Below are 12,670 nucleotides of genomic sequence, written 5' to 3'. Positions count from 1 at the left end.
CTTAAAGCCTCTTATAATTGGCAAAATGCAGCTTTACAAAATTATGCAAAGCCGCCTTACCCAATTTCTGCGCCAGCTGACGGGCGCAAGCCGTAGCAGCGCTGCCGCCGCCCTTGGGCAAAGAGTCGGTTCCAGCGGCCGCAGCCAGTTCGTTCATCGTGCGCAGGAACCGCGCCCGCGCCAAAACGGACGCCGCCGCCACCGCCAAATCGCTTTCGGCCTTGGGCTGCTGCCGCACCTGGCAGCCTGCAAAGCGCCGGGACAATTCCCGCACATTGACGGTAGAAGTAGTAAACTGGTCGATAAGCGCCCGGCGGCAATCGGGATGGCGCGCCAGCACCTGACTCAAGGCGGCCACATGACCGTAGCCCAAAAGCTGATTCAGCTTGCCGCCCTCCGCCGCCACCTGCTCATAGCGCAAATTATAAACTTTGGGTTTCAGCTCCAGCACGCTGTAATCCACAGCCGCAGCCTTAATGGCGTCCTCCAGCTCCAAAATTTTTTTATCGGTCAGCAGTTTGCAGTCCTTCACTCCGGCAGCACGCAGCTTGGCGGACGTCGAAGCGTCGACTACAACCGCAGCCACTACCAGACTGCCGAAAAAATCTCCCTTGCCCGATTCGTCGCTGCCGGCCCATAAGCCGTCGGCAGCAATATCGGCAACAGGCGCAGCCTGGTCCGCTGCGGCGCCAGCCTCGCCGTTTACGGCGGCCTGCACCCTGGCCAGCAAAGCGCTGTCGCCGCTGTAAACTAAATTCAAGCCCTTTTTGCCATTATAAATATTCAGCGTCATTTTCGCGCCGCCCTGCTCCACTACCAGCTGATGCCCGTAATTGATAGGCTTCTCCCGCGCAATGCCCACCGCGGCGCTTATCTTGGCGCGAACCTGCTGCAAATAGGCGGCAAACTCCGCTTCCGTCAATTTATTCATAGTCAGCTCCTTATTTATTCGCCCCTGGCGACGTAATGCTTCTCCTTCCAATCCTCAAACAGCAGATAGATTAAAGGCACTACCACCAGCGTCAGCAGTGTGGAGGTCGTCAGGCCGCCGATTAAAACCACGCCCATGGATTGGCGCAGCTCCGCGCCCTCGCCGACGCCCAGCGCAATGGGCAGCATACCCAAAAGCGTGGACAGCGTCGTCATAAAAATAGGACGCAGACGTAAGGAGCATGCCTCCAACACCGCCTCGCGCAGCGGCAGACCGCGCTCCCGCGCCTGGTTGGCATAATCCAGCAGCAAAATAGCGTTCTTCGTTACCAGGCCCAGCAGCATCGTAAAGCCGATCAGGCTCATCATATTAGCCGTCTGGCCTGCTACCAAAAGCCCCAGAACGGCGCCGATAACGGCGAAGGGCAAAGAGGTCATAATAATCAGCGGCTGGGAAAAGCTTTCAAACTGCGCCGCCAATACCATGTAGACGACGACGATGGCCAGAATAACAGCCTTGGTAATTTCCGCAAAGGAACGCGCCATGTTATCGGCCTGGCCGATCTTTTTATAATTATAGCCGGGCGGCATATTCATAGCCGGAATATATTCGTCGGTAATTTTAGTAATCAAATCGCCCGGCGAAATGCCGACGGTATTGGCGTACACCACAATCTGACGCTGCTTGTCCTCGCGCTCGATACGGGTCGGGCCGCTGCCATAATCTACGCTGGCAATATCGCCCAGCCGCACGAAAGTTCCGTCGCTGGAGGAAATGCGCAGGTTCATAACGTCGTTAATATCCGTGCGCCGGCTGTGGTCCATCTGCAAAATAACGTCGTAATCGTTATCGCCGATGGTGTAGCTGTTGCTGGTGCTCTTGCCCATGAAGGCCATTTCCACTTCCTCGCCCACATAGGTTGCGTCCAGCCCCAGCTCGCTGGCCTTGGCATGATCCAGGCGAATAATAATTTCCGGTTCTTCCTCCGAATCGGAAATATCCACGTCCGTTGCGCCCGGCGTATTGCGTACCATCTCCGCCAGATCCAGCGCGTACTGACGCAGCTCCTTAATATTATTGCCGCGCAGGCCGATCTGCACCGGACGGCTGTCGCCGCGGCCGCCGCCCTGGTTGGAAACCACCGTTACCTTCAAACCCTCCACGTTGCCGAAACGGCCGCGTAGCTCGTCCATAATTTGCTGCATGGAACGCTGGCGTTCGCCGGAAGGCTTCAAGCGGATATCGAGCGCGCCCTGGTTGACGGGGTTGCGCCCGTTGCCGATGTTCAGCGCGACGATTTTAACCTCCGGCAGGCCGGACACATATTGCTGCATCGGCGTCGCCAGCTCGACCGTTTTCATCAGGCTCGTGCCGTAGGGCGCTTTAAAATTCACCGTAAATTCGCCGGAATCGTAGGTCGGCTGGTATTCCGTGCCCACGAAAGGCAGCAGCAGTAAATTCAAGCCCAGAGAAATAACGCCCACGGTCACAACGCTCTTGGGCCGTTCCAGCGCCCAGGCCATCAAATCGTTATACATTTGGCGCACGCTCTGAAAGCCCGCCTCAAATTTATCCAAGGTCCACTGCAAATATTTATTGCGGCTCCTGGCGCTTTCCTCCTCCGTTTCCACCTTAATCCAGTAAGCGGACACCATGGGCGTCAGGGAAAAAGCTACGATAGTGGAAAAAGCCACGGCAAAGGCAACCGTCAAGCCGAACTGCTTGAAGAACTGCCCGATGATCTCGCCCATATTGCCGATGGGCACGAAAACCGCCATCAGCGTAAAGGACGTGGCCAAAATCGCCAGCGTCAGCTCCTCCGTAGCCTTGCGGGCCGCAACGAAAGGCGTCTCGCCCATTTCAATATGACGGAAAATATTTTCAATAACAACAATAGCGTCGTCGATGAGCATGCCGATCGCCAGGCTCAGCGCCATCAGCGACATATTATTCAAAGTGAAATCCATAACCTTCATCATAAAGAAGGTAGCGACTACGGACGTAGGGATACACAAGCCGCCCACAATGGTAGCGCGGAAATTGCGCAGGAATAAATAGGTTATCAGCAGCGCCAGAAAACCTCCGAACAGGATGGTATTCCATACGTCGGCAATATTTTCGCGGATATAGGTGGACTGGTCGCGCACCTTTTCGACAATAATATCGGGCGGCAGGTTGGATTTTTTCAGCAGCTCCATCTTGGCGTTGACATTATCCGTTACGTCCACCGTATTGGTTTTGGATTGCTTGCGCACGAAGGCCATAACGCTGGGAACGCCGTTAGCGCTGGCAAAGGTGTCCTCGTCCTCCCAATCGTCCAGCACGTCGGCTACCTCGCCGATATAAACCGGACGGCCGTTATCGTTAGCCACCACAACCTTTTTCACATCGTCGACCGTATTATACTTGCCCACGGTGCGCACGGTAATTTCCATGTCCTTGCTTCTGGCTTTGCCGCCGGGCGTATTGTAGTTGTTTTTATTGATGATATCGCGAATCGTATGGTAGGAAATGCCATACTCGGCCATTTTTTCCGGCTTCAGCACAATGCGGATAGCACGCTGGCTGGCGCCCAGCACCGTAACCTCGGATACGCCGTCCACCATCTGCAGCTCGTCCGAAATATTATCCTCGATAATACGGCGGATCTCGCCGCGGCTGCGGGCAGTGGATGAAAAAGTATAAGCCACGATAGCGCGGGCGTTCAAATCGACGGTCTGAGTGACAGGTTCGTCAATATCGTCCGGCAAAGATTTGCGCACGCTGGAAACCTTTTCGCGCACCTCGCTGGCCTTAACCTGCGGGTCGACGCCCAAATTAAATTCCAAAACGGTTTCGCTGTAGCCCTCCAAAACCGTGGACGACAAAGTTTTAATGCCCGACACCTGACTGACGCGGTTTTCGATAGGCTTCGTAACCAGCGTTTCCATTTCCTCCGGCGAAGCGCCGTCATAGGTAACGCGCACGCTGACAATGGGCAGATCCACGTCGGGGTTCAAATCGACGCCGATTTCCGGATAGCAGCGGATACCGAATACGACCAGCAGCAAAATAAACATGGTCGTAAATACGGGCCGTTTAATAAATGTACCTATCATGCTTATTTACCAGCCTTTTCCATATCTATCCGGCTGCCCTCGCGCAACTTGTTCTGGCCTCCGGTAACGATAAGATCGCTTTCCTCCAGCCCGCTTAAAACTTCCGCCACCTTATCGTTGGAATAGCCCACGGTCAGCACGCGGCGCTGAATAACGCCCTCGGCGTCAGCCACAAAAACCGTCTGCTGGTCGTCGCGCATTACGATAGCGTGCACAGGAATCGTCAGTACATTTTCCTTGGGCTGCGCCACTAAATTTACGTTAGCGTATACGCCGGCCAAAAGACCCTCGCCGTTGTCCACGCTGATTTCTGTCGCAAAGGTGTGGGACGGCACGTCGGCCACCGGCGCAATGCGCGTAATCTTACCGATAATTTTTTTATCGGGATACGCAGGCAAAGTCACCTGCGCCTCGTTGCCCACGCTGATGCCTGCCACCTGGCCCTCCGGCACATGAATAACGGTTTTCAACACGCTGATGTCCGCCACGGAAAACAGCGGCGTGCCCGACTTAGCGTAATAGCCCTCCTGATAATAACGCTTGGAAATAATGCCGTCGGCAGGCGCAGTCAGCACCGTCGCCGCCGATTTTGCTTCCATACTCTGCAAATTGCCGCGCGCCGACTCCAGCTTAGCCGCGGCGTTGTCGCGGGCGAAACGGTAATCGTCCACCGTCTGCTGGGAAACGGCGCCCGTAGCGTATAAATTTTCATAGCGCCGCACGTCGGTTTCAGCCTTGCGCAAATTCGTCTGCGCGTCGAGATACGCGCCGCGGGCGTTCAGCAAATCCGCGTCCGTATCCACCTGCTCCAAAATTGCCAGCACCTGGCCTTTGGCAACGCGGTCGCCCTCCCGCACATAAACCTTTTCCAGGCGGCCGTCAACCTTCGCCGCCACGTCGGCCTGCCAGTCCGGGTCCAGACTGCCGCTGAAGCGCAGCTCCGGAATAATGGTCTGACGCACGGGATGCCCGGTTTCCACGGCAATAGCGCGGGACTGGGATAATCTGGCGGCGCGGTCGCGCTCGTTTTGGATATTACTGTAAATACGGTAGGCGATCACCAGACAAATCGCAACTAAAATGCCGACGACAATTCTTACCTTGCGGCTCTGTAAATTCACTGCTTCCACTCCTCGTACACGCTCTAAAAAATTTTATGCTCGATCTTAAAAATCATTTCCACCTTATACCGGCTTTCTGAAAACCGGCTTAATATCTGCTGCGTCTAACTCAATTTATAAAATCACATTTTATATTATAACCCCTTTAGCAACCTCTAAGCAAGAAAAAAAGCTCCGCAGCGTCCCTAAATGGTAACTGCGGAGTTCAGCGTTTAATTTTTGGCTACAAATTATTTTTACTTCGTGATTAACTCAATCAGCTTCAAGGTCATCAGGCAGCTTTTTTCCACGGCGTCCATGGGCATAAATTCGCAGTAGGAATGGAAATTATGCGCGCCGGTGAAATAGTTGGGCGTCAAAATGCCCTTCGTGGAAATAAAGGAGCCGTCGGTGCCGCCGCGCATCGCCAAATTTTTCGGCTCGATGTTCAGCTCTTTCATGGCTTCAAAAATATGGTCGATGCAGGCCCTGTTGTCGTCGCGGATAGCGTCGGCGATATTGCCGTAAACGTCCACGATTTGCAGCTCTACGCCGGCCCTGGGGTTCCTGGCTTTTACATAGTCCACAGCGTCGGCGATGAATTTTTTGCGCGCTTCGTACATCGCCTTGCTATGGTCGCGGATTTTCAAATTTAGCACGGCCTCGGACACGTTGCTCTGCAAGGACTCTACCCAAATGAAGCCCTCGGTGCCTTCGGTATGTTCCGGCGTCTGCATTCTGTCCAGGCAGTTGATAACGTCCACAGCCACCAGCGTCGGGTTGACCAGCGTATTTTTAGCGGACATGGGATGAGCGGTTACGCCCTTAATCTTCACCGTAGCGCTGCCGGCGTTAAAGGTTTGGTACACGACCTCGCCCAGCTCGCAGCAGTCGATGGTGTAAGCAAAATCGACGGGGAATTTGCTGAAATCCATTTTCTTGCTGCCGCACAGGCCCACTTCCTCATCGGGCACAAAGGCCAGATAAATATCGCCGTGCAAAATACTTTTGTCGTTGGCCAAGGTTTCCAACGTCACCATAATATTGGCGATAGCGGCTTTATTATCGGCGCCCAGCACGGAAGTGCCGTCGCTGACGATTAAATCGCTGCCAAGATATTTTTCCAGCTCCGGATGCTCGCTTACTTTAATGTAGATTTGTTTTTCAGCGTTCAGCAGCACGTCGCCGCCCTGATAATTTTCTACGATTTGCGGATGCACGTCGCCGGACAAATTGACGTTGACCGTATCCAAATGCGTTACCCAGCCCACCGCAGGCACCTTATGATAGCCTGCGGGCAGATTGGACGGCAGGCGACCGGTCAGCACGGAATACTCGCTGATTTCCAAATCAACGACGCCCAGCTCGGCGCAGTCGGCCTTCAACAGCTCCGCCAGCCGGCGCTGTCCGGGAGTGGAGGGAACTACGGGCGCGCCCTCGACGCTTTGGCTATTGATAGCGGCATAGCGCAGAAAGCGCTGCGCTAAACGATCCTGCATGGCAGTTTTCATTATCATTACTTCCTTTCAATAGTGATAGTTTTTCTAAATACAAAATACGTAATAAACTCCCCCAGTCACCTGCGGTGACAGCCCCCTCAAAGAGGGGGCAAAAAGTTGAAACCCAAGCCATAATTTTGCTCCCTCTTCGAGGGAGCTGTCGCGTAAGCGACTGAAGGAGTTATTTTTTCACAATACTATATACTTAAAGCTAAGGCTGTCAAATTCACTATATGGCGCCTTATCGGCAGCCCGACAGAACTAGAACCTCCTCGGATATACGTAATCAGCCTGCAGCCCCAAAGGAATATCCAGGCCCCAGAAAACGTACAGCATAATGGTCAGGCTGATGAGCAGCGCTACGGTATAGGGCAGCATGAGGGAACTCAAGGTGCCGATGCCGGCGCTCTTCACATATTTTTGGCAATACAAAATAATCAAGGGATAGAAAGCGAACATAGGCGTTACTACGTTGACGGCGGAATCGCTGACGCGGAAAGCAACCTGAGTCAGCTCCGGCGCAATGCCTACGGCCATCAGCATGGGGACGAAGATGGGCGCCAGGATAGCCCATTTAGCCGACGCGGAGGTAATAATCAAATTCAGCAGCGCTACGAAAATAATGATGCCGAAAACGGTAATCTGCGGCGGCAAAGCCAGCGACTTCAAAAATTCGGCGCCGGCAATAGCTATCAGCGCGCCCATATTGGAAGCGCCGAAAGCGTACAGGAATTGAGCGGCGAAGAAATAGAATACGATGAGCTGTACCAGGGTCTTGGTAATATCTTCCATAGCCTTGGTCACATCCTTAGGAGATTTAAACTTGCCGACCATCGCGCCGTATACCAGGCCCACAGCGCCGGTATAAATAAAGAGCAGCGAAACGATGGACTGCATTACGGGAGCCTTAAAGCTGGCCAGCATGCCGTCCTGATCGCGGAAGATGGAATCGGCGGGCAGCAGCAGCGCCACCAGCCCCACAACCATAACGAGCAGCACGCCGGAAGCCGCATAAAAGGCGCGGTTTTCTTTAGGCGTCACCGCAGTGTTGGCGTCCTCGCCCACGTCGATATCCTCATCCAGCGGGCAGTTTTTCCACAGCCAGGGCTCTACTACGCGCTCGGTAACGTACCAGCAGCTGGGAATGACGATGAAGGTTGCGCCAAAGGCGTAAAAATAATTGCACAATACGTTGACCTGATAAGTCGGGTCAATAATCTGCGCCGCGCTTTGCGTGAAGCCCTGGATTACGGGGTCGATAGCGGACGGCGTATAGTTGGCGGCAAAAGCGCCGGCAATACCGGCGAACGACGCGCCGATGCCAGCCAAGGGATGCTTGCCGCTGGCGTAAAACATATAAGCGGCTACGGGAATGATAATAACATAACCGGTATCGGGGCCCAAATGGCTCAGCATACCGACCAGAATGATAATGGGCGTAATCAAAAATTTAGGCGTAACGGACAAAATCTTTTTCAGCGCCGTATTGATATAACCGGAACCGTCGGCAATACCAATACCCAGGGTAGCGACGATTACCATGCCCAAGGGAGGGAAGCCCGCATAGTTCGTAACCATCTTGCTGAGCAGCGTTACTAAATTCTGCCCGTTGAGCATATTATTGACAACGATTTCCTTACCCGTCGTCGGGTGCACATAACCAAAGTGCATAGTGGATAAAACGGCCGACAGAATGCAGCAGATAACAAACGCGCCGATAAACAGAATCGTAATATCGGGAATTTTGTTGCCGATGCGCTCAATCAGTCCCAGCAAACCGCCGGACTGAGTTTTTTCCTGAGTTGCTTGCATAGGATAAATCACTCCTTTGAATAAAATCGCTTTTAATTATAACATATTTACCGCCGCTCTGTCATCGCCCGCTTTTTAACAACCGGGTAATCACTAAAGCCGTTTATCGTTTCTCTGCCGGAAAGAAAAATACGCTCCCAAACAAAAAACTCCTGCCATAATCACAGCAGGAGCTTTGCAGGGCCACGCCCTATTTTATTTTACTTCGGATTCCACACGCGCCAGAATAAAGCACAGGTCGGATAAACGGTTGAGGCAAACCAATACGTTGGGATTAACCGGCTCGGTTTCGGCCAGACGCAGCAGGCAGCGCTCTGCGCGGCGGGTCGTAGTGCGGGCGATATCGAGCGCGGCTGCGCCCACTGTATCTCCCGGAATCAGGAAATGCGTCAACGGCTGCAGCAGCGCGTCAAATTTATCGATAGTGCTTTCAAACAGCTTAACATGTTCTTCCTTAATATAAGGCTCAGGCAGGTTCAGGCTGGCGATGTCAGCCATTACGGACATGAGCAGCTTCTGTACGTTAAAAATCGTTTCCCGTACGTCCTCGCGGGTCACCTGGGCGCGGGCCAGCCCCAGCGCGGAGCTGATTTCATCCACCGTGCCGTAAGCTTCGACGCGCAGGGATTGCTTGGGAACACGCTCGCCGGTGTACAAACCGGTTGTGCCTTTATCGCCGGTTCTGGTGTAAACAGCAGCTTTTTTCATTCTGCACCATCCTTTCTGAAATGGACGTGAGAGTGTAAAAATAATTTTATTTTACTATTCTGCTGCGGTAGTCGAACCGCGGCCGCTTAGTAAATTTCTTCTGCTTTGAAGAAGTTGTTGATTTCGCGCTCGGCAGCTTCCGGGCTGTCGGAACCGTGAACGATGTTTTCGCCGATGCTCAGAGCGAAGTCGCCGCGGATGGAGCCGGGAACAGCTTCGATAGGATTGGTAGCGCCGTTCAGCTGACGAACTGCTTTAATAGCGTTTTCGCCGCGGATTACTGCGCAAACCAGCGGAGCGGAAGTGATGAAGTCGACCAGCTCGCCGAAGAAAGGCTTGCCTTCATGCTCGGCATAATGGAATTTAGCCTGAGCTTCGCTTACTTTAACCAATTTCAAAGCTGCAACTTGCAGGCCTTTGTGTTCAAAGCGGGCGATGATGTCGCCAATCAGATTTTTCTTTACTCCGTCGGGTTTTACGAGTACCAGGGTTTGTTCAATAGCCATTAGTTTTCTCTCCTTAATTTTCAAAATAAATTTTATCTAACAGACCGCCGCCAACGCGCCGGCAAACGCCTGCCCGCCCGCCTGCGGTCAATTTAGCAAAGCCTGCTTATTTCGCCAGCAGTTCCTGATATTTAGCCTTATCCAGCTTTTCTACCATCGCCGTAATCAGCTTCACGGCGCCCAGGTAGTCGTCCAGGTGAATTACGGACTGATGGCTGTGGATATAACGCGTAGGAATGCTGAAGGTCAGCGTCAGCACGCCGCAGCCGGACAAATGAATACGTCCGCCGTCGGTGCCGCCGCCCTCGCTGATGCTGATTTGCGTGGGCACGCCGATTTCCTTCGCGGTTGCCAGCGCAAAATCGCGCAGCGCCGTGTTGGGAATCATGCTGGCGTCAAAAATCGTAATCGCCACGCCCTTGCCGATAACGGCGGGAGCCACGTCGTCGGCCACGCCGGGAGTGCCGCCCGCTACACAGGTATCCAGAACGAAAGCGATATCGGGGTTCAGCAAATTAGCGCTGGTCTGCGCGCCGCGCAGGCCAACCTCCTCCTGCACGGTCCCCACGCCGTAAACGGTATTGGGGCTGCCGTCCGCCAGCACATTATCCATAACGTCGGCCATCACGGCGCAGCCTATGCGGTTGTCCCAGGCCTTGCCCACCAGCGTTTTGCCGTCGCCCATAGCGGCCACTTTTACGTCGGGGGTAACGGGGCAGCCTTCAAAAACGCCCAGCTCCCGCGCTTCGTCCGCGCTATTGGCGCCGATGTCGATATACATATCCTTCTTCTGCACTACCTTCGTGCGTTCCTCCGGCGGCAAAATGTGGGGCGGCTTGCTGCCGATAACGCCCACAATATCGCCCTTGCTGCCGTGAACGATAACGCGCTGGCTGAGCATAACCTGCTCCCACCAGCCGCCCAGACAGGTAAAGCGCAAAAAGCCTTCTTTGGTAATATATTTAACCATAAAGCCGATTTCGTCCATATGGCTGGCCAGCATAATTTTAGGCGCGTCTGCCTCCTCCGCCTTTTTGGTAAAGATAACGCTGCCCAGTTTATCGTAGGACACGTCGCCGTAAGCGGCCAAACGCTCCTGCAGCAAAGCCTTCATGCGGCCTTCAAAGCCGGATACGCCGCAGGTTTCCGAAAAACGGCGCAGCCATTCCAGCTTTTCCAGCTGTTTTTTCTTCTTCAACGGAATCATCTCCTAAGCAATCAGAATATCAAAATTATTTTCCCATAGCGCGGGCCTGCTCGCGCAGCAGCTTAACGCGCTCCGCCGTAGCCGGGTGCGTGCTGAACAGCTGCTTCATATCCACGCCGGAAAAAGGATTGATAATGAACATATGCGCCGTGGCTTCCGTAGCGCCGGGCATAACGCGGCGTTTGGCAAAGGCTTCAATTTTCAGCAGCGCGTCGGCCAGAGCGTTGGGGTCGCCGCACAGCTCGCCGCCGGACTTATCCGCCTCGTATTCGCGGGAACGGGAAACGGCCATCTGAATTAAAGCCGCAGCCAGGGGAGCCAGCAGCATTACTAAAATAGCGGCGATAGGATTGCGGCTTTCGCCGTTTTCGTCGCGCCCGCCGGTCAAAAACATTCCCCACTGGGCAATAGTGGAAATTGCGCCGGCCATGGAAGCCGCTACCGTGCTGATTAAAATGTCGCGGTGCTTAACGTGGCTCAGCTCGTGGCCCAGAACGCCGGCCAATTCTTCCTTCGTCAGGATATCCGCCAAAGCTGTGTTCACCGCCACGGCGGCATGCTCCGGGTCGCGGCCCGTAGCGAAAGCGTTGGGCACGGGACTGTCGATAATATATACCTTAGGCATGGGTATCTGCGCCTTTTTAGCCAGTTTTTCCACGATGCCGTAAAGCTCAGGCGCGCTGCGTTTATCCACCTGCTGAGCGTTGTAATGGGCCAAAACCATTTTATCGCTGTTCCAGTAGGTAAAAAAGTTCATAGCCACGCCGAACACCAGCATAACGGTCATACCGCGCAGTCCGCCGAAAAAGTCGCCGATGAGCATTAAAAGCAAGGTCATCAGCGTCATAAGTAAAGTGGTTTTCATTAAATGTTTTCCTCCTCAAACGACAAAATAACGCAACATTAAACAGCGCATTACCGCGCTGCTTTAATTATAACAAGAGAAAGGCTATTTTTCAATTTGCTCTTTAATAGATGTCAACATATTTTCACTGTTTTCACGAACTTTTTTCTTCAAAATCGGGTTCAGCAAACCTGCTATCATAGGAATGCCAAATTCAAAATCCACAGCCAGAGTTACCTCGCAGCCGTCCTCCTGCGGTTCGATGGTCCACTGCCCTTCCATTTTTTTCAAATCGCCGTCGGTCTGCGCGTAGGTAATTTTCAATTCGTCGGGGTAAAAGGTATCCCGTTCCGTCCAGACGATTTTACGTCCGTCGACGTTGCTGACCCAATGCGAAACGGTATAGCCCTCGCCGCGCTCCAAAATTTCCACGCTTACCAAATCCTTCATAAAATCGGGATACGCGGCCATGTCCTTCACGATATCGTAAATCTTTGCTCCCGCGCCGTTAATTTTAATTTTACTTTCTACGTATGGCATGATGCTCTAACCTCTTTTCAAAAATTACTGCCGTTCGGTTCTCAATTTCATTCCAACTTGCATTTTGCAGCCGCCGTCGTCAGCAAAAAAGCGGCGATATTTGAACAAACCGATTTACTTTATTATACCACAAGGGTATATGTTCTGCTAAGCTCTGCGTTCGCCTTCGGCTCCGCAATCGCTAAGCATTTACATTTCGCCGCAAAGGCATATGTTGTACATCAGCTCTCGCTTCGCCTTCGGCTCGTGAATCGCTGTGTACAACATTATACCATGTTTACCGCGGCTCTGTCTTCGCTTTCAGACCGCCAATCGCCGGGTGACGCGTAAAAAATTTATTCCTGCGCGCTTCCTGGAACGAATCGTTACCCAAAAGAATGTTTGCGATAAAAACAACGCCCGCGCGTACTGCGGTAGTACGCCGG

Annotated in this window: 10 protein-coding genes; all 10 read right to left on the bottom strand. The window is 53.3% G+C overall.

Annotated elements, in window-relative coordinates:
• Position 1 precedes the first annotated feature (1 nt).
• Positions 2-931, bottom strand: coding sequence for a ribonuclease HIII (locus Q4E64_RS05260; RefSeq protein ID WP_303166706.1), 930 nt, complete (start codon positions 929-931; stop codon positions 2-4).
• Positions 932-945: 14 nt separating this feature from the next.
• Positions 946-4,029, bottom strand: coding sequence for an efflux RND transporter permease subunit (locus Q4E64_RS05255; protein ID WP_303166705.1), 3,084 nt, complete (start codon positions 4,027-4,029; stop codon positions 946-948).
• Positions 4,030-4,031: 2 nt separating this feature from the next.
• Complete coding sequence (locus tag Q4E64_RS05250) at positions 4,032-5,150, bottom strand: efflux RND transporter periplasmic adaptor subunit (RefSeq protein WP_303166703.1); 1,119 nt, start codon at positions 5,148-5,150, stop codon at positions 4,032-4,034.
• 236 nt (positions 5,151-5,386) lie between these two features.
• Positions 5,387-6,646 carry a peptidase T gene (gene pepT / locus Q4E64_RS05245; RefSeq protein ID WP_368501519.1) on the bottom strand — a complete coding sequence of 420 codons (1,260 nt, stop codon included), beginning with the start codon at positions 6,644-6,646 and terminating at the stop codon, positions 5,387-5,389.
• Between the two features lie 243 nt (positions 6,647-6,889).
• Positions 6,890-8,440, bottom strand: coding sequence for an AbgT family transporter (locus Q4E64_RS05240; protein ID WP_303166701.1), 1,551 nt, complete (start codon positions 8,438-8,440; stop codon positions 6,890-6,892).
• A gap of 195 nt (positions 8,441-8,635) precedes the next feature.
• Positions 8,636-9,148, bottom strand: a complete 513-nt coding sequence (locus Q4E64_RS05235) for a cob(I)yrinic acid a,c-diamide adenosyltransferase (RefSeq protein WP_303166700.1) — start codon at positions 9,146-9,148, stop codon at positions 8,636-8,638.
• A gap of 86 nt (positions 9,149-9,234) precedes the next feature.
• Positions 9,235-9,648, bottom strand: coding sequence for a nucleoside-diphosphate kinase (ndk, locus tag Q4E64_RS05230; RefSeq protein ID WP_366935975.1), 414 nt, complete (start codon positions 9,646-9,648; stop codon positions 9,235-9,237).
• A 112-nt stretch (positions 9,649-9,760) separates the two neighbouring features.
• Positions 9,761-10,834, bottom strand: a complete 1,074-nt coding sequence (locus Q4E64_RS05225; RefSeq protein WP_368501525.1) for a M42 family metallopeptidase — start codon at positions 10,832-10,834, stop codon at positions 9,761-9,763.
• Positions 10,835-10,886: 52 nt separating this feature from the next.
• Positions 10,887-11,726 (bottom strand): zinc metalloprotease HtpX, encoded by an 840-nt coding sequence (gene htpX, locus Q4E64_RS05220; RefSeq protein WP_303166698.1) that lies wholly within the window; start codon positions 11,724-11,726, stop codon positions 10,887-10,889.
• A gap of 84 nt (positions 11,727-11,810) precedes the next feature.
• Positions 11,811-12,245, bottom strand: a complete 435-nt coding sequence (locus tag Q4E64_RS05215; protein WP_303166697.1) for a type II toxin-antitoxin system RatA family toxin — start codon at positions 12,243-12,245, stop codon at positions 11,811-11,813.
• Positions 12,246-12,670 lie beyond the last annotated feature (425 nt).

Origin of the sequence: Phascolarctobacterium sp., assembly GCF_030531065.1 — a bacterium.
Lineage (GTDB): Bacteria > Bacillota > Negativicutes > Acidaminococcales > Acidaminococcaceae > Phascolarctobacterium_A.
The sequence above is the reverse complement of the archived record's forward strand: the minus strand, read 5'-3'. Positions and strand labels throughout refer to the sequence as shown.

Excerpts from the sequence above, each read along its gene's own strand:
- Q4E64_RS05260 (WP_303166706.1), bottom strand. The coding sequence starts at position 931 with ATGAATAAATTGACGGAAGCGGAGTTTGCCGCCTATTTGCAGCAGGTT.
- Q4E64_RS05255 (WP_303166705.1), bottom strand. The coding sequence starts at position 4,029 with ATGATAGGTACATTTATTAAACGGCCCGTATTTACGACCATGTTTATT.
- pepT (WP_368501519.1), bottom strand. The coding sequence starts at position 6,646 with ATGATAATGAAAACTGCCATGCAGGATCGTTTAGCGCAGCGCTTTCTG.
- Q4E64_RS05240 (WP_303166701.1), bottom strand. The coding sequence starts at position 8,440 with ATGCAAGCAACTCAGGAAAAAACTCAGTCCGGCGGTTTGCTGGGACTG.
- Q4E64_RS05235 (WP_303166700.1), bottom strand. The coding sequence starts at position 9,148 with ATGAAAAAAGCTGCTGTTTACACCAGAACCGGCGATAAAGGCACAACC.
- htpX (WP_303166698.1), bottom strand. The coding sequence starts at position 11,726 with ATGAAAACCACTTTACTTATGACGCTGATGACCTTGCTTTTAATGCTC.
- Q4E64_RS05215 (WP_303166697.1), bottom strand. The coding sequence starts at position 12,245 with ATGCCATACGTAGAAAGTAAAATTAAAATTAACGGCGCGGGAGCAAAG.